The organism is Kitasatospora sp. NPDC089913, from assembly GCF_044748625.1.
Lineage (GTDB): Bacteria > Actinomycetota > Actinomycetes > Streptomycetales > Streptomycetaceae > Kitasatospora.
Genome location: NZ_JBIVGI010000010.1, coordinates 104,813 through 130,293, shown reverse-complemented (window position 1 = coordinate 130,293; position 25,481 = coordinate 104,813). Strand labels below are relative to the sequence as shown.

The window sequence follows — 25,481 nt, the reverse complement described above, 5'->3', positions numbered from 1 at the left end:
CCGCGCACGGTTCGCAATGCGGGTAGCGGGAGTGCCACGGATCCTCGTACCGCTCGATTCCAACCCACGTAACGGCCTCTCGACCGCAATTGTTGCTGCACGTTCCCGAGTAGTTGTTGGCGTACGGCATCTGACCGCCCTCTCTGTCTAGTGGCCAGCGCCACCACCAGAACCCGTGGCCGGCCGCGGGGCAGACTTCTCCCCGGGGGAGAGGCCGGCCGCGATGGCGGGGGTCCTGGTGGTCACGCAGGCGACTAGCTGAGGCCCTGCTGACGGCGGCGGATCGCGTGCTCGCTCGCCTCAGTGATTCGCTGGGCGATCACAGCGTGGTGTTCGTCCTCACCGGTCCCCGGGCACCAAACACCCCGGCCCCATTTCGAACGACGCTTCACCGCAGTTGCAATCGTGTGCAGCTCCGTCCGGGTCAGTGTCCACGGGCCTTCGTCCGGCAGGTTGTGTGAGAGGTGCACCGCCGCATTCACGTGGTCGGTGCCCGCCCACACCGACTCAGAGGCTGCAAGGGCCCGACGGAGCGTGGCCCGGATGAACGGCGCCTGGCAAGTGTTGTCCACCAGCACCACCCATGTAGGTTCGCCGTCGCGGAGAGGGCCCCGTCGACCGCCGATGATGCCTGTGTCCTCCACGTCGATCCCCCATTCATCGCGGTACTCCGGAATAGGCGTACGCGTCCACGTGGGGTCGTGAAGGAAAGAATGACGGGCACACTGGAGAATATGGACCTGCTTCCCCGAGTCTCGCTTGGAGTGCGTCCATTCGACGAAAACCGCGCTCTCCGGGCAGTGCCCAACCGCCTCACTCACATAGATGTCACACAGAAAGCCCGACTGCTTGATCCCCGCGTACAACTCCAGGAGTTCCCGCGCTGCGTTCTCCGTGGCAGCCCTGGCCAGGTATGAGGTCACTCCATTTCGGTCATCCCATGCGTAGATGTACCAGTCCTCACCCTCATCGCGAACGTTGATCACGTATCCCCGGTAGTCGGGGGTGTACTCGTCTCCGAGTCGGGCGAAGCCCTCTCGGGTATCGGTCCAGTCGCTCATCTACTTGCCTTTCGGCTGGACGGTGGTCCTGTCGGCTGACAGGCCATGCAAAGGGCCGCCGTGGTGACCACGGCGGCCCGGAGCAAAGCGGGTCAGACGGATTCAGTTGTCCCCAACGGCGTAGGCGTGACCGCGAAGACATAGCACGTGCTCCAGGTGTACGGCCTTATCGCCCAATTTCTTCCAGGCCAATGCCTCTGCAAAATCTCCCGCCGAATCGACATCCGGGGCCCACACCTGGATAGCCTCACCCTTAGGGTCAGGCCAATACGGGTCAGAGATTTCTAGCCGGTATTCCTCACACCAGTGGTAGACGACCGTGTAAGGAGTCCACGGCTTGTCGCGAGTAACTACCTCACCCCATGAGCTTTCCCATGTCCCGTCAGGCCATACCGAGACGCAGGCGCGGGCACGCAGGTAGGTATATGCATCGACCGGTTCGTCATACACAGCCCACGGATAGCCATCACTAGGACTCCGGGGCAAGTACCTCACGGGCGTCATAGTGGCCCATTCGCAGATTACGGCCCCTTCGCTCTGCGCCTTCAAAAGTCGGACGGTCAGGCGACGACTACTCTCACGCATGGAATCTCCGTTCACAGACAAGGTTGAGCATGATGGCGCCTTTCATTGGGAAGTACGGGCGGGAGAAATCAGCGGGCGCGGTTGCGATACCGGTTCTTGTACAGGTTCAGTTCCACGAACACGGACGGGAGACCGTAAGAGGCCGCGTACGCGACAGCTTCCGCGTAGTCGTTCATAACGCGGTGCCAAGCGGGTCCAATGTGGGCAACGTACATTGCGTCTCCATAGGCGATAGGGGGACGGAAAAGGTTGTCGACTGACAAGCCATAGAACGGCCGAGTCGTGCCCGGCCGGACCAAAGCGCGTCACTCAGTGAATGGATATCCAGTCACAGGCAGGCTGGAATCCCTGGTCACAGTCATCCAGCTTGGAATCCGAAAATCCGTCGTTGAACGTGCTCACGGACGTATCAGGCGTAGGCACGTGACCCATCGCGTACCCCACGAAGGCCGATGCCGTAATGGCTCCCAGCAGGGCGACACGGGCCAGGAAGTTTCGCATTATGCTCTCCATTCCGGGGCTCACAGGCCCATAAGGGTGATCAGGTCGTCCGTGGTCGGTGCAGGCTCATCCGAGAACAGGTCGAGCTGTCCCATGGCCTCCCATGCATGGATTTCACGGCGGTAGCGAGCCTGGGAATTTGCGTGCTTGTGGGCATCCTCGGGCGAGAATTCCGCCCTGCTGAACTCCCACCACTCGCGGACCCGGGTATCAGTGCTCATTTCAGAACCCCCACCGAGTGATCGGCTTGCCAAACTGGTGCATCGGCTCCAGGATGGGGGATCCGCCGTCGTCGATGCCGACGACGCGACTCACCTGCACCCCGACCCTCTTCCGCCGGTCGTACCATTCGAAATGCACCACGAATCGGTATCGGGCACCGTTGATAAAGCGGTCGTAGGTTTCGAAGGGCTGTGATGCCTGAATCCCAGACATGAAGGGCTCACGCTCACCAATGGACATCTTCCTCGGGTAGGGGCGGATCTTCAGGCCGTCCGTATTTCCTCGCAGAACGCATTCAGCACATTCATCCGAACTCATCCCAGAGGCGTTGATGAGCTGTATCGTCGCCTTCTCCGGGCAATTCCAGCCCATACACAGGCCCTTGACCCAACGCACCAGAATCTCAGACATTGTTCATTCCCCTATCTGATTAGTAAATGTGCCCGGTGACGGTGTATCCGTCCTCGACCACCTGAATGGAAACTCCGTGAGGGCTCAGCACTCCACACCGGAGGTCACCCATTCCCGAGGTGACCTCCTTCCCGTTCGTACGGCACTGCTTCTGACATGCCTTTCGAGCGCTTCCCGCCGTCCTTTCGGCGGCACCTGGCGTGCGGTGCACACCAAGCAGATCCCCGTTTTCGTTCCAAACACGGTATTCGCGCACCTGCACCCCTCACTTCAAGTTACTGATGAAAAAAAGGACCCTTGAATCTAACGGCTTACAGCCGGTTGACTGGCCCGGACCTGGCAGGGCAGACACGGGTTACGGGAGGGGCAACAGTAGGCTCGAGCCACGGTGGAATGGACGGCCTCAAATGCCCACCCCAGACGGTCGACCTCATAACCCTTCGCCCTCATGTAGTCGCGAGCGCCAGCCTCCGCATCAATCGCATCATTTGCGCGCATAGGTACCGCACGGATCAAAACCGCATGACGGTCCAGCACTTCAACCCAGTGCTCTCGGTATTCCCATGTGTGGAATCCGCCCCGAACGACGCAACCGCAAGGGGTTTTGACAAGTGTGTCGGACATACTTCTCCTTAGGTCAGCCGGCATAGAATCTGGGCCCACTTCGGGCAGGTCCATGGGAAGCCGCACAGGTGTGACCCATATACGGCTCTGCCGGGTAGTTTTATCGCTCCCGGCCGCGCTTTGACTGTGCTCCCTGCTCGCTCTCCAGTCCTCTCATTCTGGAATCAGTGCATTGGTCATCGCATGGTCGTTGCACAGTCGTTGAGTTTTACGTCAGTCGCGTGTCTGCCCCGTTTGCTCACCCTTTCGGGGTCATCGCAGCACATAGGATCGTTTCGGCTGACGGTGCCAGGCTCCGTGAGCGCGCGCTAAGCGCCCCCTCGGCCCGGTCCTAGGGCTCTCTGGCCTGCCTCACAGTTCCGCATGTCCTCCGCTCCCTCACGGCCTTTCGGTTTAGTGACCTGCCAGCGCACGCACTGACGGTTTCACCGGCCTCTGTTTGGTCCCGGTCAACACGCGGCCCGTTATAGCCGCTGATAGCCCCTTTGATGTTGTCAAGGTACTTCGATCCCCTTACGACCCTTGGCGCTGTTTTCCCGTCCTCCCTGTTGTAGCCCGATGGGTGGCTCATAACCACCACACCGAACCCGGAAAGCCGTTGCGTGCTAGGTATCGCTCCGGTCCGCCGTGCGCTTGGGAGAGGAAACCTCACTCTCCGCCGGTCCGACTCCCCTACTTGCCTGTCAGCCGGTTTCCCTCGCCCCTTCTGGAGCGGTACTTCCCGGCCGGGCCTTTCGGTGTTCCTCGTTCCGACAACCAGAACGCTATGAGCTATGACCCCTCACTTCAAGTTTCATTCTTTGCCGCATCTGCCCATCACGTACAGAGAGTGCCCACTCAAGGGCCCTTAAAGGGATTAGGGGAGAGATCGAGAGAACATATGCGGACACAGTGGACATGTGACAGGTCGTCACATGGGCCCATCGTCACTCAAAGTTATGCTCAGATCGTTATCTCTACGTTATCAAATTCACCAGAACCTTGGCCAATGTTCACCGGGTCATCACAAATGATGACCCGTCAGGTTGCCCCGCCACTCTCCCGTGGCTCGGTTCTGATGCACCGTCAGATCAGGTGCCGCACCTGCGTGTTCCCGCTCGCCCGCTGAATGAATTCATCCCCGCCCCCGTCATTCATTCATTGCCATACCACACGTCTACCGGGGGTAATACATGCATACATGCACACAGGACCCGCCGGGGGCACCGTCCTCACCCTCTGTACGGGTATGAATCTTTCGAGGGCTGGAGGGCGTCAGGGCCGCCCTGGTGGCCGGCAGGGGCTCAGGGCTGCTCAGAAGCAGTTTCAGGGCCTCCTGGAGGTTCTGGGCCCTCTCGGGGGCAGAGATGCCGCTCCGCGGGCTCTCCGGCGGCCATGAATGAATGAATCGACGGCTCTCCGCGTGATACAGGCCACTCTTTGACGGGAAGTGTCCTCGACCAGGCCCCGCGGACACATACATCTATTTTGTGGGGGGTGGTATATACCCCCCACAGAAGAGTCTTCTCTAGCTCTCTTCTCTGACTGGAGACACAAGTAGGCCCCGCCCCCAAGAGGGGCCTGGATGCATCTTCTAAGTGAGCCCGGTAACCCCGTTGGGGCAGTCAGAGTGCCAAGGTGTCGATTCCATGCTGTTCTGACGACAGCACGGAGACCGCACAGGGCCGTCTCCTTCCTCCCTTGAGGAGTCGTCATGAACCAAGATCTGGTGCCTCGCCGGATCGGGGCCGCAGTGGTCTCCCTGGCCGCTGTAGCGGCCGTGATTGCCACCCCCACTCAGGCCCAAGCCGCTACCATCACCTGCACAGTTAATGGCGTCGAAGTCACTGGCTCGGAAATCAATGGCGGACCGGGCAACAACGTAATCAACTGTCCGGCGATTCCCAGCGGAGTCACGGTACGCGGAGGAACGGACGGCGACAACACCATTAACGTCAACGTAGCAGTCGCACCTAACGGCGTCTTGAGCCCACGGGCCCACGGGGTAACGGGAAACGCTGGAACGATCAACGGACGAGGCCACAATGACACGATCACCGTCCTTGGTGGCGAAGGCCTAGGAGATGGCAGTTCAGGCTCGGCAGGAAATACCGGAGTGATTTACGGCGGGGGTGGCAATGACACCATCACCGTTCGTGGCGGCGGCGGAAGTTCTGGCGCTCCCGGCGGCTCCTGTTCGAATGGCACCAGAGGAGGGGATGGCAACAAGGGCTTGATTAGCGCGCATGGCCGCATTGATGTGATTGGAGGTCACGGAGGCCCGGCAACTGAATATAACGGTACGAGCCGCAGCTGTGACGGAGGGCGTGGAGGTCACGGCAATAGCGATCGGATCATCGGAACCGGCGCCGGAAGCGTTGTAGTAGCTCGCGGCGGCGATGGTGGATCTGGGACATCAAACGGCAGAGGGGGCGCCGGAGGCCATGGAAATGATGACCATATCACCGTCGAGACCGGTGTTGCCGACCAGTACAACGTTGAAGCCTATGGCGGCACGGGCGGAGATGGTGGAGCCTCCACGGGCTCTTACGGGCCTGGCGGGTCCGGAGGAAATGGAAACAATAGCCGAATTGAGGTTCTCCGCACTGGAAAAGCTTTCGTGAAAGGGGGCAACGGGGGTAGCGGGCGTCCCGGCGGCAGCGGCGGCAAGGGAAACAACGGGACCGTTGAGACCGTCCCTCCCCGCAACTATGAGGCTCCCGGGGGCAAGGACGGACAGACGCTCTGAACCACAAGAGCATGAACCTGTGAGCCCCGGCACGACTTGCACAGTTGGCCGAGGCCGAGATGCCCGAAGGCGAGTAGTGCCCCAGGCTCTTCACTCATGGGGATCATCGTGCTGTTCGAGGTCGACCGGGCCATAGCTCCAATGCCTCGGACAGCATGCGCAGGGCGCGGAAGGCTGGTCTTCTGATGGAAGCAACAGGAGCCGGCACAAGGCCTCTCCTAGGTAGCCAAGGAGTCATCATGTCTCTTCGTCGGAGCGCATTCCGGGTCGGAATCCTGACAGCCTCTGTAGCCGTAGTTGGGGCCTTCGTGGCGGTCCCCGCCCCCGCTGCCACCGTGGGCCACACACCGATCTCAGCGCGGCCGCAGGCGGTACACAGCACCATGGAGGTAGTCGCTCAGCAGTACTGCTGCAGATCCGTGCAGAATCCCAACGATCCCGTTGTTACGGCCACTGCAGCCTCGCTTGGCATTACCATTCAAGACCTGCAACAGGTGGGGGTCGCTTGCTCCCCGACGATTAATCCCCTCGGCTGCTCATTTGTCGGAGCAGTTTGTACTGGTCCGAACTTCGAAGGGGTGATTGTTCTGGGCTGTAGCCCCATCAACGTCAGAGCTGGGGTGAGACGGAGCTGACAGTACAGCAGTTGAGTTCCCTAACTTCGACAGCACCCGTTCGAGCGGTTCCTTTCCACGGGAAGCACAGTTGGCCGAGGCCGAGGCACCCGGAGCTGAGTAGCGGCCCAGACTTGTAGAACGTGACGGCCACGGGTACGAGGAGGCCCCTCCCGAAAGAGGGGCCTCCCTTCCTGCCTCAGCTCTTCTCGAACCCCTTGTTCAGGCAGCTCTCCAGCAGAGCATCCAGGACTGCATCAGCGATTTCGACTGCCACGCTGGCCGGTACCTGGCCGCTGTAGATCGATTCCAGCCTGGCCGCGGCAGCCTCGCGTGCAACCGCGCGAGCCTCGGTCTGGTCCACGATTTCTTCTCCTCGCCCTTCGGTAGCTGGGTTCCGCCCTCCTCCGGAGTTCGCCGTCAAGGTGCCGGAGCCCAGGTGATGGCTCAGTCTGCTCTCATGGCAGGGATCATCGTGCTCTTCGAACTCGACCAAGCCCAGGCAGGGGGCCCGGAGGGCGGGTCGGACGTGCTCCTGGTGCACGCGGCCGGCCAGGACCCCGACGCCTTCGAGGACCCGCTTCCGCGGACGCTCTGCGGGTTGGACACCGAGGCCCTGCAGCAGTCCCATTACCGGCCTGAGAGGCCCGGGGAGCCCTGGTATCCGGTCTACCTGCGGAACAGGCGCTGTCGGGCCTGCGAGGACGTCCTGAGGCGGTTCTGAGCCCTCCGCCGGCCTCCTGGTGTGGACTGGCCAGGACGATTGCTCGTAGCCCGAAGTCGTGGCAGGCTCTCAGGTCGAAGCCGGGCCAGCCCGGTTCTCTCCCGCTGGGAGAGATGACGCGGATGCTCGCCCTGAAGTTCGGCCTGAAGCCGTGTGCGTCCTCGTATGAGGGATAGAAGCTGACTCCCTACCTTGCGCCCCGGTAGGGTGCTCGGGTGCACCTAAGCCCGCCACTGATGTTGCGGGTGCAGGTTCGGCCCTCCCCGTTCTTCGGGGAGGGCCGTTCACGACTGTCGCAAGGGTAAGTTGCCCCTCCTGTCGGCTGAGCCGAGTAGGCTGTACGCCGTGACGGTTGGAGGCGTGGACATATCCCTCTTGTTGGATGATTTGCTTGCAGGCTACCGGGGTCCATGGCACCCGCGGTTGAGCGTCGTGCTTTGGCAGACCGCAGACATGATCAGGTCAGGCTCTCAGCCGACGCGGGACCAGCTCCTTGTTGATCTGACCGCGACTAGTCTTGAGCTCCAGGAGATTGAGGCCGATTGGCCTCACGCTGCCGCGATTGAGGATTTCCTTCGCAGCCAGGAGAGCTTCTACTCGATCGTGGCCACTGCAGCGACGAAGTTCGATCCGCAGCAGGCGCAGCCCGAAGTGCAGTTGGCTGGCATCTTGTCGTCAGCCGCTGGCTTCTACTCGCGCAGTCGAGGACTGAAAGTGCTCAGGCGAGGCGTCGGCAGGCCGCTCGAACGGGCGGTAGCCGAAGCAGGGGCCACCACGAACCGACCGGAACAGCCCTGGGATTTCTACGGCCCCTTCACTGGCCTTGGGTTCATCCTGTTCCTTCATGAGGGATGGCTCCAGGCCCAGGCCGAACGTCTGGGCCTGGAGCTGTTGTTGCTCGTGTTGTGGGACGCCCTCCCCGTCCCCTGTTACGAGCCGCTGCTTGAGGAGCCAAGGGCCTGGTCCTGCGTCTGTGGTTCCGAACGACTAGCCGCCCCCCTCGTCCCCCGAGGACCGACTTCCAGGCCCCTGCCGGCCTTCTGTCAGCAGGGGCACCGATCGGCTTGGAGCCTGGCCGCCTAGTCCGCGGTGCCCCCGGTTCTCGGGGAACCTCATGCCTCAAATTGATCTTCCCGCCGACACCCCGTGGTGGGTTGTTGGCGTACTCGCGTTCGTGATGGTGCTTGCACTGGCCGTTCGAATCGTGGCTGGCGCACTGCTTCCGCGGCAGTCTGCTCACCGGCTCTCCTGGTGGCGGGAGCTGTGGAAGCACCGCAGCCGCACCACAAGGCCGGAAGTGCCGGCCTCACAGGAGCAGGAGAAGGAGGAGGTCAGCCCTCCCCATTCCGTTCGGTAAGCTCACGACCGGTACAGACTCGACCTCTTGCCGTTCGTGACCACCGGAGTGTCGCGACGAAGGAAGGCCCCCCGGGATCACCCGGGGGGCCTTCCTTCGTCGCGGCTACTCTCCTCCTGGCATCACGTCACCCTCGCTGGGTTGTTACAAATCAGGGACCGCTATTGGTGTGCAGCTTCTCAGGAGGCGTCGAACGTTCGGCGAGGAGCCGCCTCACCCGATTGACTGGCACTCCTGTGGCCCGAGAGATGTCCCCGAGTGTCGCCCTGCGCAATTCCAAGGCGCCTACCGCTTCGCTCAATGCCCTCTCATAGGTCTCGGCGGCGCCGCGCAGCGCCTCCAGCTCCGGGGTTACCGGTGTGAGTTCGACCTCGGACGTGATGCCGATCAACGCAAGTGCGGCCGTCGTGTCCTCGTGGGCCGCTTTCAGGGTCCGCCCAGATCCGTACACCCCGTGTTCGGGTACGTGGACCACCCAAATGCGGCCGCGTCGGTGGGCCTGGGAGCTGAGGGAATTCATTTGGCACTCCCCATGTCATCGATGACCTGTTGCACGATCATGTCCGGGATCCGGATTGGCAGGACCACCGTCTTCTGGCCGATCCGGTAGACCGTGTGACTTTTGCTGCGGTCGAGCGCGGTGACGGTGAGCCCCAACTGACGCGCGGCGGTGCGGATGCGGGACAGAGCGCCGTCCTCGGCTCCTACGCGCAGCCCCGCCGTAATCTCCTGCGCCAACCTCCACTCCTCGACGCTGATCACCGGCTCGTGCACGACCTCCGCCGACCATACCCACTGGTCGACCGGGTTCAACCGGGAGAACCCCGCCTTGCCAGTACGGGTGGCCCGTCGGTTGTAGACCTGGTAGCCAGCGAGTTTGGGGTTCGCAATCAGCCCCTCGACAAGGTTGTGCGTCCAACGCCGGTCGATCGGGTACCGCTCGGGTTCCGCTGTGAGGATCGCGATGATGTCCGCCGCCTTCAATCCCTCCTCGCGTCGCAGCCTGCACAGTTCTCGGGCTGCGTCGAACCGTCGCGGATCGGGGTGCGGCGCCAACTTCTTCTTCGGCCGGCTGGCACCGAACCGCCCCTGTTCGCGCTGGGGGGCATTCGGGTCGATCGTTGTGATGTACGGGTAAGGCGCGTGCCCGTGGTTCCATCCGCCGGCGGTGTGTTGGACCTGTCCGCCCATCGATTGTTCCATCAGCACCGCACGGTAGATCTCCGCATCAACTTGGCTTGAGCGGCGGGCACGGAGTTGGCCGGACCTGGTTCCGCCGGTCGGTTCGTTGGCATAGATGACCTCCACGCCAACCTTCTCTAGGCCGTGTTCCACCGTGAGGCTGGTCAGCATGGCGCGTGCTACCCGGTCGGAGCGTTCCGCAAGAACATGGGTGATCCCCAGTTGTTCGGCCCGGTCCACGAGGTCCTGGAGACCTCCGTCTCGGGGGGTCGGAACCATGAGTGCGTCGTACATGTCCTGGGGCTTGAGGCCCCGTAGTTCCGGCGGCAGCATCCCGGATTCGACATCCCAGAAGTGGGCGGTGAACGTCTCCCCCGGTTCGAGGCGTGCGGAGGCAAGGGCCACCTGGCGCGGTATGGACGTGGCCGGGAGCTGGTTGTCCTTGGTGGAGACACGGCCGACGAACGCCAAGGACCGTCGCCGAAGGTCCGAGTACTTGAAGTTTGGCAGGTCCGAGAGATCGATAGGTGGTCCGAACAGCGACATAGCCCTTCCCGGGTCTAGGCGGTGCGTACAAGAGAGCAGCGGCCCCGTACAGGGCGGGGGCCGTGAATTCGGGGGGGCGGGCCCTGATCAAGCCACCACGCCGGCCAAGCTGCGCGGGAGGTCGATGACGATGTCATCCTGCCAACGCGAGGGGCTGGGCAGACCGAGCTTTGCGGCGAAGTCCTCGGCCCGTTGCCTACGCCGGCTGTCCTCGCGGGCCCGTTCGGTTGCCAGGGTTAGAGCCCAGCGCTTGTTTGCCTCAACGGCGAGTCGCTGTCGAACGACCTGTTGTTCGTCCTTGGTCATGGCCTCGAAGGCGACCATGTAGCGCGGGACCAGGTTCCTAGGCTGGGTCCAGGCCGTCTCACGAAGTTCAAGCACCGGAATGGGCCGCGTGGGGGCGCAGATGACGTCTCCTGGCCGAGCGAGCTGGACGGGTTCGGCCAGCTCGTTGATTGCGGCCGGGGCGCGGAGCCGGTGCAGCCTGTCCCGGGCTGTTGCGGCTGAACACAAGACGGTTCGGGTGACGCGGGCGATAAGCTGTCGCATGTTCGTGCAGCTCCCAAATAGCTGTCGGACACCACCCCCGGTGCCGGTCCTACGCGGCGCTGGGGGTTCTTTCGTTGACGACGATAGACCTTAACGTCAACTGACGTAAAGGGACGTAAAGGGGCGTGACCCCCGAGTATGCGCCCCCAGGGTTGCCCCCGGTACCGTCTGACCATGGAATATGGCCCGGATGACCAGATCGACCGCGAGGCGCCCGAGCCGCCTTTCGAGCAGCTTGCGGCCATCCTGCGTGCTCGGATCGGGCGCGGAGACTGGGCACCCCGACGGGCCATCCCATCGGAATCAGCGCTGTGCGAGTTGTACGGGTTGTCCCGGCCGACCGTCCGCCGATCGATCGCTGCCCTGGTGGCTGAGGGCCGGTTGTTCGTTGTGCACCCCCGGGGCACGTTCGTTGCCGAGAGTGCCGGCCATGCCGGGCGGGAGCAGCCGTCATCGCCCTGAGGTCGCGTGACCAACGCATGACCAACAGCGGTCACGAACAGCCAGAAACAGTCAGGACGCGCAGGTGCGGGGAGCCGTCAAACAGCCGCCCTGTCAGGCACGTTTCCGCAGGTCAGAGTACTCATGGGCTGGTGCCCGAGAGGAGAGTTCAAGTCCCCCCTCGGACACCATCGATTCCCCGTGGGAACTCGCAAGAGTTCCTGCGGGGAATTTCTTTTTGCCCCCGCACCCTCCCGACGCCCCGCACCCTCCGGCACGCCGCGCGCCCGCACCCTTCTGCCCGCTCGGGGCCACCCTTCGGAGGCGCTCCCCGCACGCCCCGCCGGTCGTCTCCGCGCCCCCGCCGAAAGTCAGAGGTTCGGACACGAGATGGCAACGATCGAGTGTTTTGCGGTGAATCTGAGGTCCAGCTGAGGTTTCGCCCGATTTCGCCCCTTAGGCTCTTCCCGTTTGTCCGGAAAGCCAAGTGACACGATGAGACAGAGGACCGATACGGTGAGTGAGCCCGAGTCGAAGACGGCATCCCATCAGCACTACCGCCGCTCGCTCGGCACCATCAGCCTCACCGCGGTCGGACTCGGATCGATCATCGGCTCCGGCTGGCTCTTCGGGGCCGAGCGGGCCGCCCGGCTGGCCGGACCGGCCTCGATCGTCGCCTGGGTGATCGGCGCGGCCGTCGCCCTGACCATCGCGCTCACCTACAGCGAGCTCGGCTCGATGTTCCCCAAGGCCGGCGGCATGGTCCGGTACGGCCAGTACTCGCACGGTTCGCTGGCCGGGTACCTGGCCGCCTGGGCCAACTGGATCGCGATCGTCTCGGTCATCCCCGGTGAGGCCACCGCCTCGGTGCAGTACATGAGCTCCTGGGACTTCGGCTGGGCCAAGGGCCTCTTCGACGGACAGGAGCTGTCCGTCAGCGGCGTGGCCCTGGCCAGTGTGCTGCTGCTCGTCTACTTCGCGCTGAACTGGTTCGCGATCACGCTGTTCGCCAAGACCAACACGGCGATCACGGTGTTCAAGGTCGTCGTCCCCACCCTCACCGCGGGCGCCCTGCTGCTGGCGCACTTCGACACCGCGCACTTCACCGACCACGGCGGCTTCGCGCCGAACGGCTGGAGCGCGGTGTTCACCGCGGTGGCCGTCTCCGGCATCGTCTGGGCCTTCAACGGCTTCCAGTCCCCGCTCAACCTGGCCGGCGAGGCCCGTGACCCCGGCAAGTCGCTGCCCAAGGCCGTGATCGGCTCGATCCTGATCGCCCTGGTGATCTACGTCGCGCTGCAGATCGCCTTCCTCGGCGCCGTTCCGACCGCCGACCTGGCCAACGGCTGGGGCGGCCTCGGCTACACCTCGCCGCTCGCCGACCTGGCCATCGCCTGGGGCCTGAACTGGCTCGCCCTGCTGCTGTACGCGGACGCCTTCGTCTCCCCCAGCGGCACCGGCATGATCTACGCCGCCACCACCTCCCGGATGATCCACGGCGTCCAGGAGAACGGCCACCTGCCGAAGCTCTTCGGCCGGGTCGACCCGAAGACCGGCATCCCGCGCCCGGCGCTGGTGCTCAACCTGGTCGTCGCCTTCTGCTTCCTCGCGGTCTTCCGCGGCTGGGGCTCGCTCGCCGAGATCGTCTCGGTGGCCACCGTGATCTCCTACATCACCGGACCGGTCGCGGTGATGGCGCTGCGCCGCCTGGCCCCCGAGCTGCCCCGACCGGTCCGGCTGCGCGCGATGCCGGTGATCGCCCCGATCGCCATGATCTTCGGCTCGCTCGTCCTCTACTGGGCCCGCTGGCCGCTCACCGGCAAGGTCATCCTGCTGATGGCCGCCGGTCTGCCGATCTGGGCCTGGTACGAGCTGCGCAAGCCGTTCGCCGAGCTGAAGCCGCACCTCAAGGCCGGCGCCTGGATGGTCGCCTACCTGTTCGTGATGGCCGGCGTCTCCTGGGCCGGCTCCACCGAGTTCGGCGGCGAGGGCTACCTCCCCGAGGGCTGGGACCTGCTGGTCGTCGCGCTGATCGCGCTCGCCTTCTACGCCTGGGGCGTCCGCAGCGCCTGGGCCAACCCCAGCCTCGCCGCCGTCAAGCTCGAGCTCGCCGAGGACGCCGCGGCGGAGCGCGCCGAGGACGGGTCCGGACGGGCCGCCGACGCGGAACCCGCCGGAGCACCGCGCGGCTGAGCCCGGCACCGGGCAGCAGGAGGGGCGCCGCCCCGGGATCCCCCGGGCGGCGCCCCTCCGTCGTTGTCGGCGGGGCGCGGAATACTGGGTCGCATGTCGTCACCCGCCGCTTCCTCCCCGTCCGTCGCGGCCCGTATGAGCCGCCAGGCGTCCCGCGACACCGCGCAGGAGCTGGCCGTCCGGCGGCTGCTGTTCCGCTGGGGCCTGCGCTACCGCGTGAACGCCAAGGTCCCCGGACTGCCGCGGCGCACCGTCGACATCCTGTTCCCCGGCCCGAAGGTCGCGGTCTTCCTCGACGGCTGCTTCTGGCACGGCTGCCCCGAGCACGCGACCAGCCCGAAGTCCAACGCCGACTGGTGGCGCACCAAACTCGACCGCAACGTCACCCGTGACCTGGACACCACCCGCCACCTGGCCGAGGACGGCTGGACGGTGCTGCGGTTCTGGGAGCACGAACCCCCGGCCGCCATCGCCCGGACGGTCTGGACCCGGCTGCGGCCGGACGCTCCCCCGCCGGAGGCGGTGGCGCACACGGCGGCCCCCGGCGACGCTCCCTGACGCCCCCGGCGGTCAGCCGCGGCGGGCGCGGCGGATGGCGGAGGTGACGACCGGGGGGAGGAGGTCGCCGACGGCGCGCTTGGCGACGTTGGCGGGGCGGCGGCGTTCGGCGGCGCGGGCACGGCGGTCGGCGAGGTCGCGGTCGGCCGTCTCGCGGTCGCGCTCGGCGGCGCGGAAGGCATCGTCGGCGACCTGCTCGGCGGCGCGGCGCTCCGCCTCGGCGGCCAGCCGGGCATGGTGGCGGGAGACCCGGAACGGTTCGGCCCCCGCGTCGCTGCCGCTGATCCGGACCAGCCGGCGCCCGTCGACGGTCTCGCTGCTGATGTCGCAGTGCGGCAGGGTGCCCCGGCGGGCCAGCAGGTCGAGCTGGGCGGGCTCCGGGTCGCCCCAGGTGCCGTAGAACTTGCTGTCGGTCAGCACGATCGGCCGCAGTCCGTGGTTGAACACGGCCTCCCAGGTGGCGGCGGCGACGCCCGGGGTATGGGCGGAGCGGTAGTCGTCCAGGACCACGACGCCGTCGGAGGCGAGCGCCGTCCGGGCGACCTGGATGTCCTCGGCGACGTGCTCGTAGAGGTGCGAGGCGTCGATGTGGATGAAGCGGAAGGCGCCGGGCGCGACCCGGCCGCCGCCCAGCGTCGAGGTCGGGGCCTGGACGATCTCCGGCAGCCGCTCGTTGAAGGCGAGGTAGTTGGTCTCGAAGGCGGCGCGGGTCAGCGTCCGGCGGTAGGACATGTCCATCTCGGCGGCGTTCTCGTCGTCCGGGGCGTCGGAGTCGAAGAGGTCGCAGACCGTGAACGACTCCCCCGGCTGGAGGTGCGAGCCGATGACGATCGCGCTGCGACCCAGGTAGGCGCCCATCTCCATGAGGTCACCGGAGCGGCCGGCCTTCTCCTGCCGGCCCAGGAACCAGTCGAAGAGGTGCCGGTCCTGGTCCCAGAACCACCCGGGTACGTCGTCGAGCACCCCCGGTTCAGCAGGTCGCTGCTGGTCGGCACTGAGTGCGGCGGCGTCGGTCACGAGGCGGCTCCTAACACGGTACGAACGACCATTGGGCACGATCTCCGGACTCGGGTCGGCCGCTGCGGCCCTGTGACGGTCCCGGCGCTCCGGCTCCGGAGGGCGGTCCGGGCAGACGGAAGCGGCCCGGCCGCCTGGCACCGACCGTAGTCCCGGGTGCCCGAGTTCGCTGCAATCTACTCGCCACGGAGCGGAGTTGCGCGGGCCGGGAGCAAAGAATTTCGGCTCCGGCCGTTTGTGCGCGGAGTTGACCGAGACCTGTGCACCGCGGAGGAACGGTTCGTCCATAGTGCCGTCCGGGCACCGGATTGTCATCAGGACGGCGCCGGAGGCGGGCGCATCACCGAACCGGCCCGGCCGGGGGCGACTGCCCCGGCCGGGCCGGCGGGCGGCGGATCAGGCCAGGTCGACACCCGGGTAGAGCGGGAAGCCCGCGAGCAGGTCGGCGGCGCGCTTCGCGACGCCCTCGGCGACCGCCGGGTCCAGCACGTACTGGGCCCTGGAGGGCGCGCCTGCGGCCGTGGTGGCCGGGGTGGTGGCGCGCAGCACGGTGTCGATCAGCCCGGCGATCTCGTCCATCTCGGCGGTGCCGAGGCCCCGGGTGGTGAGCGCCGGGGTGCCGATCCGCACCCCCGAGGTGTACCAGGCTCCGTTCGGGTCGCCCGGCACGGAGTTGCGGTTGGTGACGATGCCGGCGTCCAGCAGCGCGGCCTCGGCCTGGCGGCCGGTCAGGCCGTGGCCGGAGACGTCGACGAGCACGAGGTGGTTGTCGGTGCCGCCGGTGACCAGGGTGCCGCCGCGGCGCAGCAGCCCCTCGGCGAGGGCCCGCGCGTTGTCGACGACCCGCTGGGCGTAGTCCTGGAACTCGGGGCGACGGGCCTCGGCGAAGGCGACCGCCTTGGCGGCCATGACGTGCGAGAGCGGGCCGCCGAGCACCAACGGGCAGCCCCGGTCGACGTGCTCGGCGAGCTCCTCGACGCAGAGCACCATGCCGCCGCGCGGGCCGCGCAGCGACTTGTGGGTGGTGGTGGTGACGATGTGGGCGTGGGCCACCGGGTCCTCGTCGCCGGTGAACACCTTGCCGGCGACCAGGCCGGCGAAGTGGGCCATGTCGACCATCAGGGTGGCGCCGACCTCGTCGGCGATCTCGCGCATCCGGCGGAAGTCGACCCGGCGCGGGTAGGCGGAGTAGCCGGCCACCAGGATCAGCGGGCGGAACTCCCGGGCGGTGGCGCGCAGCGCGTCGTAGTCGATCAGGCCGGTGGCCGGGTCGGTGCCGTAGCTGCGCTGGTCGAACATCTTGCCGGAGATGTTGGGGCGGAAGCCGTGGGTGAGGTGGCCGCCGGTGTCCAGGGACATGCCGAGCATGCGCTGGTTGCCGAGCTCCCGGCGCAGTTCGGCCCAGTCCTCCTCGGTGAGGTCGTTGACGTTGCGGACCTGGGCACGTTCCAGGGCGGGGCTCTCGACCCGCTGGGAGAGGACGGCCCAGAACGCGGTCAGGTTGGCGTCGATGCCGGAGTGCGGCTGGACGTAGGCGTGGTCGGCGCCGAACAGGGCGCGGGCGTGCTCGGCGGCGACGGTCTCAACGGTGTCGACGTTGCGGCAGCCGGCGTAGAAGCGGCGGCCGGCGGTGCCCTCGGCGTACTTGTCGCTGAGCCAGTTGCCCATGGTGAGCAGGACGGCCGGGGAGGCGTAGTTCTCGCTGGCGATGAGCTTGAGCGAGGCGCGCTGGTCGTCGATCTCCTGACCGATGGCGGCGGCGATCCGGGGTTCGACCTCGCGGACCACGTCGAGGGCGGAGCGGAAGGCGGTGTTGGCGGCGGGGGTGGCGGCCGTGTGCGGCTGCGGGGCCATGGCGGTCTCCTGAGGGGGAGGTCGGGGGCCCAGGCGCTCGGCAACTGCTCGTGATTCGGCACGGGGCCGCTTCCCGATGGTCGATTCCATCCGTGCGCGCCAGTCGCGGCCCGCCGGAATCGTACCAACGCCGGACGGCCTGTGGCGGAGATCTCAGAATGCGGGACAGCGGCGGACATGACATACCTTTTGTCCGCTTGTGCCCGTTCTTCTGCTACGGCCGTATTGCGGCGGAATGAAGCCGTCACAATTCCCGAAACAAAGGCCGGGAAGCACTTTCCGGATGCCTTCGGAATGATTTGCGAAAGATCCTGGGTGTCCGATCTGATGGCGTTCGGCGACGCCCCCGGGAAACCCCCGGGAAGGCGTCCGTAAATGTACGCCGGTGCACCTCCACCCATGGGGCGGCACGGAATTCGGGGAGTACGCCTGTCATGGCAGTGGTCGAACACGTCGCCGTACCGGACGCGCCGCCCGCGCGGCCCGCCCCGCCGGGGCTGCTGCGGCGGATCTGCCGCGACCGCACCGGGGCCGTCGCGCTCGGCGTGGTGGTGCTCTTCCTGCTGCTCGCCCTGGCGGCCCCGCTGATCGCCGCGCTGTACGGCAGGAACCCCACCGAGCACTACGGCCAGAACGTCCCCGGCCTGCTCAGCGACGGCGGCCTGCCGATCGCGCCGAACGGCGGCATCTCCGGGGAGTTCTGGTTCGGCCTGGAGCCCGGCCTGGGCCGTGACGTGTTCACCCAGCTGCTCTACGGCATCCGCACCTCGCTGCTGATCGCCTTCGCCTCGGCCGCCGTCACCACCGCTCTCGGGGTGCTGGCCGGGGTCGCGGTGGGCTGCCTGGGCGGGATCACCGACCGGGTGTTCGGCTTCCTCTCCAACGTCCTGCTCGCGTTCCCGACCCTGCTGCTGCTGCTCGCGCTCAGCCCGGTGATCCAGTCCCGGCTGGTCGACCCGGGCGCCGCGGAGCCGGAGTGGATGCAGTTCCTGGTGCTGGTGCTGGTGTTCTCCGCGTTCGGCTGGATTCCGCTCGCCCTTTCCCTGCGGGCCAGCGTCCGGTCGCTCCGGGAAAGGGATTTCGTGCAGTCCGCGCGGGCAATGGGCGCCGGTGGATTCCACATCGTCGTCCGGGAACTCCTGCCGAACGTCCGGGCGCAGCTGCTGGTGCACGCCACCATGGCGGTGCCGGCGTTCGTCGCCTCGGAGGCGGTGCTGTCCTTCCTCGGCGTGGGCATCAACGAGCCGGTCCCGGACTGGGGCCGGATGATCTCCCGCGGCTCCGAGGTGTTCCGGGCCGACCCGACGTACATGTTCTTCCCCGGCGTCGCGCTGCTGCTCTTCGTGCTCGCCTTCAACCTGCTCGGCGACGCCGTCCGGGACGCCCTGGACCCGCGGGCCGCCCGCTGAGGCCGTCGCCGGCCGCGGTCCGACCGACCGCCTTCCTTCCGCTGTTCACCCGACAGTTCACCCGACCGCCCCGGAGACCCCGGGGCAAGGAGAGATTCGCCATGCGCTGGATCAGACCGTCCCTCGCCGTCGTCGCGACCGCCCTGCTGGCGACGTCCTGCTCGGCCGGCGCGGGCAGCACCACCTCGGCCGGCCCCGGTGCCGCGGCCGGGGACGCCTCGCCGCTGACCGCCGCGCTCGGCACCGAGAAGGAGAGCGCCGGACCGGCCCCCGCCGTCCCCGGTGCCCGCGCGGGCGGCACGGTGAACGTCTACAACACCACCGACTTCCGCCACCTCGACCCGCAGAAGGTGTACGCGGGCGCCGCCTACAACACCTCGCTGCTGTGGGGCCGCCAGCTGACCCAGTACCAGGTGGTCGACGGCAGGGCCAGGCTGGTCGGCGACCTCGCCACCGACACCGGCACCGCCAGCGACGACGGCCGCACCTGGACCTACCGGCTGAAGGAGGGCGTGACCTGGGAGGACGGCCAGCCGATCACCTCCCAGCAGGTCAAGTACGGCATCGAGCGCTCGTTCGGCAAGGGCTACGAGGTCGGCCCGCCGTACTGGCCGCAGTGGCTGACCGGCGAGGCCAGCTACGAGGACGCCCGCAAGAAGTACGCCGGCCCGCAGGACGGCGAGCTCGACGCGATCGCGACGCCGGACGACCGCACCCTGGTGTTCCACTTCCCGCAGCCGCAGGCCGACGTGCCGTACATGGCCGCGCAGTCCTCCTCCTCGCCGGTGCGCAAGGACAAGGACACCGGCACCGACTACGACCGGCTGCCGTTCGCCACCGGCCCGTACCGGATCGTCGAGCACGTCCAGAACACCCGGCTGGTGCTGGAGCGCAACCCGCACTGGAAGGCGGAGACCGACCCGGTCCGCAGCCAGTACCCGGAGAAGTTCGTCTTCACCTTCGGGAAGGAGGCGCTCAACATCAACCAGGAGATCCTCTCCGGGCGGGACGGCGGCGCGGACGCCACCACGGTGGCCACCCAGCTCTCCCCCGAGCTGTACCAGACCGTCGACACCGACCCGAAGGCCAAGGACCTCGTCGTCTCCGGACGGCAGGGTGCCTTCGTCACCTACCTCATGGTCAACAACGAGCGGGTGACCGACCCCGAGGTCCGCAAGGCCCTCAACCTCGCCTACCCGCGCCAGCAGGCCCGCCAGGTCCTCGGCGGCAGCCGGGCCGGCGAGCTCGCCAGCACCCTCAGCTCGCCCGCCCTGGTCGACTGGCAGAAGTACGACCTGAACCCGGCCAGGCCGGAGGGCGACCCGGACGCCGCGAAGGCCGTACTGGCCAAGGCCGCGCAGCCGCCCGCCCCGCTCACCTACGCGTACGCCAGTACCCCGAACGGCCAGCGGGTCGCGCAGGTGCTGGTCGACGGCTTCGCCAAGGCCGGCATCACCCTGGTGCCGAAGCCGGTCGACCCCAAGGCCCTGCTGGACGAGGCGCACCGCGCCGACTCCCCCTACGACCTGTGGGAGGAGACCAGCTCGGTCGACTGGCCGACGCCCTCCACCCTGATCCCGTTCTCCTTCGACGGACGCGCCAACAGCGACCTCAACTCCGCCCGCTACCGCAACGGCGCGGTGGACAAGGAGATCGACCGGATCAACGGGATCGGCGAGCCCCGGGCCAAGGCCAAGGAGCTGTACGCGCTGGAGCAGACGGTGATGAAGGACCAGCCGGTGCTGCCGTTCGCCTACCCGAACGTCAACCAGCTGCGCGGCTCCAACGTCGGCGGCGCGTTCGTCCACCCGATCTACGGGTCCGTCGGCCTCGCCTGGCTCTACCTGAAGGCCTGACACCCCGCACTCCCCGGTGGTCCCGCCGCCCGCCCCGCGCGGCGCGCGGCGGGACCGCCGCCCCGACGCCCACCGACCCCGGACCGGCCACCATGCTCTCCTTCGCCCTGCGGCGGATCCTCCAGGCGCTCGCCGTCCTGGCCGCGGTCTCCGCCGCCGCCTTCGCCCTCTTCTACGCCGCCCCCGCCGACCCCGCCCGCGCCGCCTGCGGCCCGCGCTGCGACACCGGTCAGGTCGCGGCGGTCCGCGCGAGCATGGGCCTGGACCAGCCGCTGCTCACCCAGTACACCGACTACCTGACCGGGATCGTGGCCGGCCGCGACGTCCAGGACGTCGACGGCTCCACCCTGCACTGCGACGCGCCCTGCCTCGGCTACTCCTACCGGCTGCACCAGCCGGTCACCGAGGCCCTGGTCGACCACCTGCCGGTGACCCTCTCGCTGGCCGCGGGCGCGCTGGCCGTCCTGGTGGTGTTCGGGCTCGGCAGCGGCTTCGTCGCCGCGCTGCGGCACGGCACCCGGACGGACCGGCTGCTCTCCGGCTTCACCCTGGTCGGCGCCAGCGTGCAGATCTACTTCCTCGGCTATGTCGCCCAGTGGGGCCTGGTCTACACCACCGGACTGCTGCCGCTGCCCTCCTACACCCCGCCGGCCACCGACCCCGCCGCCTGGGCGGGCGGCATGCTGCTCCCGTGGATCGTCCTCGGCTTCGTCAACTCGGCCGTGTTCGCCCGGCTCTCGCGCTCGCAGCTGCTGGAGACGATGGACGAGGAGTACGTGCGCACCGCCCGCGGCAAGGGCCTCGGCCGCCTCCGGGCGCACCTCAAGTACACCGCGCGCGGCGCCGCCGGACCGCTGGTGCAGCTGCTCGGCCTGGAGGCCGGCGCGCTGCTCGGCGGCGCGGTGATCACCGAGACGGTGTTCGGGCTGAACGGCGTCGGCCGGTTCGCCACCGAGGCCGTCGAGGGGCAGGACCTGCCGGCCGTGGTCGGCGCGGTGCTGCTCGCCGCCTGCTTCGTCGTGCTGTTCGTCGCGCTGGCCGATCTGGTGATCGCCTGGCTCGATCCGCGCATCCGCCTCGGCTGAACCACCCGCCGCCTCCCGCCTGGAGCCCTCCCGATGACCTCCTCCGCGACCGCGCCCACCGCCGCGCCCACCGCCGCGCCGACTGCCCCGCCGGTGCCCGCCGCCGGGCCGCCGGTGCTCAGCGTCCGCGACCTCTCCGTCAGCTTCGCCGACCCGCGCGGCGGCGCACCCGTGCACGCCGTGCGGGGCCTGTCCTTCGACCTCGCCCGGGGCGAGGTCCTCGGCCTGGTCGGCGAGTCCGGCTCCGGCAAGTCCGCCACCGGGCTCGCCGTGCTGGGCCTGCACGACCCGCGCACCACCACGGTCACCGGCTCGGTCCGGCTGGACGGGCAGGAGCTGGTCGGCGCCGGGGAGCGGGTGCTGCGACAGGTGCGCGGCGGGCGGGTGGCCCTGGTCTTCCAGGACGCGCTGACCTCGCTCAGCCCCTTCCACACCGTCGGCGCGCAGCTCGCCGAGATGTACCGGCTGCACCACCCCCGCGCGGGCCGGGCGGAGGCCGGCCGGGCCGCCGCCGCCATGCTCGACCGGGTGGGCATCCCGGCCGCCCGGACGGCCGACCACCCGCACCGCTTCTCCGGCGGCATGCGGCAGCGGGTGATGATCGCGATGGCCCTGCTGAACAATCCCGACGTGCTGATCGCCGACGAGCCCACCACCGCGCTCGACGCCCGCGTCCAGGGCCAGGTGCTCGACCTGCTGGGCGAGTTGCAGCGCGAGCACGGCACCGCCGTGCTGCTGGTCAGCCACGACCTCGGGGTGGTCGCGGGCAGCACCGACCGCACCCTCGTGCTGCGCGGCGGCCGGGAGGTGGAGACCGCGCCCACCGCGGAGCTGCTGGCTGCACCCCGGGAGCCGTACACCAGGGCCCTGGTCGGCGCCGCGCTGACGCTGGAATCGGTGCCGGGGACACCGCTGCCGACCGTCGACGACCCCTCGCCGGCGCCCCGGCCGACCGACCGCCCCGGTCCGGCGGCGTCCGGGTCCGCCTCGGCCACCGGCGGGCGGTGGCTGGTCGAGATCGAGGACCTCTCGGTGCACTTCCCCGGCCGCCGCCGCTTCCCCGGGACGCGGTCCGAGCCGGTGCGGGCCGTCGAGGGGCTCGGCCTGCGCATCGCGCCCGGCGAGACGCTCGGCCTGGTCGGCGAGTCCGGATCCGGGAAGTCCACCACCGCGCGGGTGCTGGCCGGTCTCCAGCCCGCCACCGCCGGCACCGTCCGGTACGACGGCCAGGACGCCGGCCGGCCGGACCGGGCGCTGCGGCGGCGGCTCGCCAAGGAGGTCCAGCTGGTCTTCCAGGACCCGTACGCCTCGCTCAACCCGCGCCGCACCGTCGCGCAGACCCTGGAGACCCCGCTGCGGCTGCACACCGCGCTCGGCCCCGACGAACGGCGACGGCGGTCCGCCGAACTGCTGGAGCGGGTCGGGCTGCCGGCCGACCGGCTGGACCGCTATCCGCACGAGTTCTCCGGCGGCCAGCGCCAGCGGATCGGGATCGCCCGCGCGCTCGCGGCCGAACCCCGGCTGATCATCGCCGACGAGCCGGTGTCCGCACTGGACGTGTCGGTCCAGGCGCAGGTCCTCAATCTGCTCATGGAACTGCGCGAACAGCTCGGCGTCGCCTTCCTGTTCGTCTCGCACGACCTCGCGGTGGTCCGCCACTTCTGCGACCGGGTGGCGGTGATGCACCGCGGCCGGCTGGTCGAATCCGCGGACCGCGACCGCCTGTTCGCCGCGCCGCACACCGAGTACACCCGGGAGCTGCTGGCCGCCGCGCGCTGAGCGGACCACGCTCCCGGGGCCCGCCGCCCGCGGCGGCGCGCACGACCGGCCGACAGTTCGGGTCTTCGCCTGCGCGGCCGGTACCGGGCGCGTTAGCGTGCAGCGAACGACCGCTGCGGCGGTCCGACGGGACATCTGCTCGATCCGGGAGAAACGTGTCCGAGGAAAAGCTGCTCGCCAGGATCAACCACGGCTTCGACCACCTCGACGCCGACGGGGACGGCCTGCTGACCGAGCACGACCACGTGCTGATGGGCCGGGCGGTGGCCCGTTCGCTGGGGCACGCGGAGGGTTCGTGCACCGAGGAGCGCATCGTCGACGCCTACCTGGCGATCTGGCGCGACCTGCACGTCTCCCACCTGCCGGTCGGCACCACCTCGATCGGCCGCGCGCAGTTCGTCGCCTCGACCCGCTCGCTGGCCGACGACCCGGTGGCCGCGCGGACCGTGCTCGGCGCGCTGGCCGAGGCCTTCCTCGCGATCGCCGACGTGGACGGCAGCGGAACGGTGGACGCGGGCGAGTTCTTCGTCTTCCAGCGCGGGCACTTCTCCGCCCTCTCCCGCGACGACGCCGACGAGGCGTTCCGCCGGCTGGACGTGGACGGCGACGGCGTGCTCTCGGCCGAGGAGTTCGTCGGCGGCATCATCGAGTTCTGGACCAGCCGCGAGGCCGAGGCCCCCGGACACTGGTGGGCCGGGCGTCCTCCGTACGCGGTCTGACGGGGACCCGTCCGAACCGGACCGCGGGACGCCGTCCGGCCCGCCCGGCGGGAGCCCCGCGCGCCGCCCCGCGGGAGCCCGTCGGCTCCTGCGGTCCGGGGATCCGCGCAGGTGACCGGCGGTCTCCCGGCCGACAGCGGGAGCAGGGGCGGGCACGGCGGCGGGGCGGTCCGGCGGGTAGCGTGGCGGTGCCGGCGCCCGGACGGGGCCGGACGCTGTCACGACGGGTCGGTGCGTCCCGGCCGCCCCCGGCCGGCCGGACGCCGCACCGTCGGGCCGCGCGCCAGGACCGCCCGGACCGGCCGTCGCGTCCGGCCGGACGCGGCGCGCACAGCCGCAAGGAACCATCCGCATGCCCAGCACGGCCCCCACCCCCGCTCCCCCCACCACCCGGTCCGTCCCCGCCTTCGTCGCCCGCCCGGCCCTCGCCCTCGGGACCCACACCGTGACGGCCGAGCGGATCCGGGAGGACATCCTCGACCGCAACCCCGACTACCCGGCCCGGCAGGCCCAGACCGTCCGGCTGGCGCTCGGCAACCTGCCCGGCACCCGCCGCTACTTCCGGCCGTACGAGCTGGTCTCCTCCCCCGGGCGGACCGCCGCCGAACGCAAGACCACGACCTTCGGCGACCTGCTGGCCGCCGCCGAACAGGCCGCCACCGAGGCGATGCTGACGGCGGGCGTCCGGCCCGAGCAGGTGGACTGCGTGATCGTGTCCAGCGCGACCGGCGACGCCGTGCCCGGTCTGGACGTCCACCTCCAGCAGAACCTGGGCCTGCGCCCCGACATCAGCCGGCTGCCGATGAGCCAGCTGGCCTGCGCGGGCGGCGCCCACGTCCTGCTCACGGCCCGTCGCTTCCTGGCCTGGAACCCGGCCGCCGTGGTGCTGGTGGTCGCCGCCGAGTCGCTCTCCTCGCTCTACCAGAACAGCCGCACCTCGGTGGAGGACCAGATCTACAAGGGCCTCTGGGGCGACGCGGCGGCGGCCGCCGTGGTCACGGCCGAGCAGCGCACGCCCGGGCTCGGGCTGGACCACTGCTTCGAGTACACCATCCCGCACACCACCGACCGCTACCGCAAGCTGACGGACCACCGGGGCGACCACTTCGCCTCCACCCGGGCCTCGCTCCGCTCGGTCACCGACCTGGGCCCGGCGCTGCTCGACTGGCTGGACCGGCACGGCGGACGGGAGCTGGACTTCGGCGTGCTGCACCCGGGCGGCCCGGCCATCCTGGACCGGCTCGGGACACTGCTCGACCAGGACGCCGCGTTCCTGCGGCACTCGCGGGACGTCCTCACCGAGGAGGGCAACCTGGGCGGGGCCACCGTGTTCTCCGTCCTCGCCCGCACCCATCGCACGCCTCCGCCGGCCGGCGCCCGCGGCCTGCTGCTGGGCCTCGGCCCGGGGGTGACCCTGAGCACCCTGCTGGCCACCTGGTGCGGCTGAGCCGGTGCCGGGCCGGTGC

19 protein-coding genes and 1 riboswitch are annotated in these 25,481 nt (G+C 68.5%); of the genes, 11 read left to right on the top strand and 8 right to left on the bottom strand.

Annotated elements, in window-relative coordinates:
- Positions 1-254: 254 nt before the first annotated feature.
- The 4 genes from ACIPYS_RS17695 to ACIPYS_RS17680 all read right to left on the bottom strand — a co-directional run bounded on the left by ACIPYS_RS17695 (position 255) and on the right by ACIPYS_RS17680 (position 7,110).
- The gene (locus ACIPYS_RS17695; protein ID WP_400747097.1) at positions 255-1,061 is read right to left on the bottom strand and encodes a hypothetical protein; all 807 of its coding nucleotides are present in this window, start codon (positions 1,059-1,061) and stop codon (positions 255-257) included.
- Between the two features lie 1,106 nt (positions 1,062-2,167).
- Positions 2,168-2,368 carry a hypothetical protein gene (locus tag ACIPYS_RS17690; protein ID WP_400747095.1) on the bottom strand — a complete coding sequence of 67 codons (201 nt, stop codon included), beginning with the start codon at positions 2,366-2,368 and terminating at the stop codon, positions 2,168-2,170.
- Between the two features lies 1 nt (position 2,369).
- Complete coding sequence (locus ACIPYS_RS17685) at positions 2,370-2,780, bottom strand: hypothetical protein (protein ID WP_400747093.1); 411 nt, start codon at positions 2,778-2,780, stop codon at positions 2,370-2,372.
- Positions 2,781-6,945: 4,165 nt separating this feature from the next.
- Positions 6,946-7,110 (bottom strand): hypothetical protein, encoded by a 165-nt coding sequence (locus tag ACIPYS_RS17680; protein ID WP_400747091.1) that lies wholly within the window; start codon positions 7,108-7,110, stop codon positions 6,946-6,948.
- A gap of 96 nt (positions 7,111-7,206) precedes the next feature.
- On the opposite strand from ACIPYS_RS17680, the gene ACIPYS_RS17675 reads away from it, so the two are divergent.
- The gene (locus ACIPYS_RS17675; protein WP_400747089.1) at positions 7,207-7,470 is read left to right on the top strand and encodes a hypothetical protein; all 264 of its coding nucleotides are present in this window, start codon (positions 7,207-7,209) and stop codon (positions 7,468-7,470) included.
- A 360-nt stretch (positions 7,471-7,830) separates the two neighbouring features.
- Positions 7,831-8,553 (top strand): hypothetical protein, encoded by a 723-nt coding sequence (locus ACIPYS_RS17670; RefSeq protein ID WP_400747087.1) that lies wholly within the window; start codon positions 7,831-7,833, stop codon positions 8,551-8,553.
- Positions 8,554-9,343: 790 nt separating this feature from the next.
- Here the strand turns inward: ACIPYS_RS17670 and ACIPYS_RS17665 are convergent.
- On the bottom strand, positions 9,344-10,555 hold the full coding sequence (locus tag ACIPYS_RS17665) for a recombinase family protein (protein WP_400747085.1): 1,212 nt from the start codon (positions 10,553-10,555) through the stop codon (positions 9,344-9,346).
- Positions 10,556-10,642: 87 nt separating this feature from the next.
- Positions 10,643-11,104, bottom strand: a complete 462-nt coding sequence (locus ACIPYS_RS17660; RefSeq protein WP_400747083.1) for a hypothetical protein — start codon at positions 11,102-11,104, stop codon at positions 10,643-10,645.
- Positions 11,105-11,242: 138 nt separating this feature from the next.
- Here ACIPYS_RS17660 and ACIPYS_RS17655 point away from each other — a divergent pair, with 138 nt between their 5' ends.
- The 3 genes from ACIPYS_RS17655 (at position 11,243) to ACIPYS_RS17645 (ending at position 14,296) form a co-directional block, all read left to right on the top strand.
- Entirely contained in the window at positions 11,243-11,566 is a 324-nt protein-coding gene (locus ACIPYS_RS17655) for a GntR family transcriptional regulator (protein ID WP_400747081.1), read from the top strand.
- Positions 11,567-12,040: 474 nt separating this feature from the next.
- Entirely contained in the window at positions 12,041-13,738 is a 1,698-nt protein-coding gene (locus ACIPYS_RS17650) for an APC family permease (protein WP_400747079.1), read from the top strand.
- Positions 13,739-13,831: 93 nt separating this feature from the next.
- On the top strand, positions 13,832-14,296 hold the full coding sequence (locus tag ACIPYS_RS17645) for a very short patch repair endonuclease (protein WP_400747077.1): 465 nt from the start codon (positions 13,832-13,834) through the stop codon (positions 14,294-14,296).
- A 12-nt stretch (positions 14,297-14,308) separates the two neighbouring features.
- Here the strand turns inward: ACIPYS_RS17645 and ACIPYS_RS17640 are convergent, their stop codons facing one another.
- Both ACIPYS_RS17640 and ACIPYS_RS17635 read right to left on the bottom strand, forming a co-directional pair.
- A complete protein-coding gene (locus ACIPYS_RS17640; protein WP_093859475.1) occupies positions 14,309-15,313 on the bottom strand; it encodes a class I SAM-dependent methyltransferase in 1,005 nt (334 codons plus the stop codon).
- A 396-nt stretch (positions 15,314-15,709) separates the two neighbouring features.
- Positions 15,710-17,167: a glycine hydroxymethyltransferase gene (locus tag ACIPYS_RS17635; protein ID WP_093859476.1), complete on the bottom strand. Its 1,458-nt coding sequence runs from the start codon at positions 17,165-17,167 to the stop codon at positions 15,710-15,712.
- Between the two features lie 20 nt (positions 17,168-17,187).
- Positions 17,188-17,284, bottom strand: a riboswitch (ZMP/ZTP riboswitch).
- Positions 17,285-17,601: 317 nt separating this feature from the next.
- On the opposite strand from ACIPYS_RS17635, the gene ACIPYS_RS17630 reads away from it, so the two are divergent.
- From ACIPYS_RS17630 to ACIPYS_RS17605, 6 genes are all read left to right on the top strand, one after another.
- The gene (locus ACIPYS_RS17630) at positions 17,602-18,576 is read left to right on the top strand and encodes an ABC transporter permease (protein WP_093859477.1); all 975 of its coding nucleotides are present in this window, start codon (positions 17,602-17,604) and stop codon (positions 18,574-18,576) included.
- A gap of 101 nt (positions 18,577-18,677) precedes the next feature.
- Positions 18,678-20,432: an ABC transporter substrate-binding protein gene (locus ACIPYS_RS17625; protein ID WP_093859478.1), complete on the top strand. Its 1,755-nt coding sequence runs from the start codon at positions 18,678-18,680 to the stop codon at positions 20,430-20,432.
- A gap of 92 nt (positions 20,433-20,524) precedes the next feature.
- The gene (locus ACIPYS_RS17620) at positions 20,525-21,517 is read left to right on the top strand and encodes an ABC transporter permease (RefSeq protein WP_093859479.1); all 993 of its coding nucleotides are present in this window, start codon (positions 20,525-20,527) and stop codon (positions 21,515-21,517) included.
- A 33-nt stretch (positions 21,518-21,550) separates the two neighbouring features.
- On the top strand, positions 21,551-23,296 hold the full coding sequence (locus ACIPYS_RS17615) for a dipeptide ABC transporter ATP-binding protein (RefSeq protein WP_400747074.1): 1,746 nt from the start codon (positions 21,551-21,553) through the stop codon (positions 23,294-23,296).
- A 155-nt stretch (positions 23,297-23,451) separates the two neighbouring features.
- Entirely contained in the window at positions 23,452-24,015 is a 564-nt protein-coding gene (locus ACIPYS_RS17610; RefSeq protein WP_400747072.1) for an EF-hand domain-containing protein, read from the top strand.
- 352 nt (positions 24,016-24,367) lie between these two features.
- Positions 24,368-25,462: a PhlD gene (locus ACIPYS_RS17605; RefSeq protein WP_400747070.1), complete on the top strand. Its 1,095-nt coding sequence runs from the start codon at positions 24,368-24,370 to the stop codon at positions 25,460-25,462.
- The last annotated feature ends 19 nt before the right edge of the window (positions 25,463-25,481 follow it).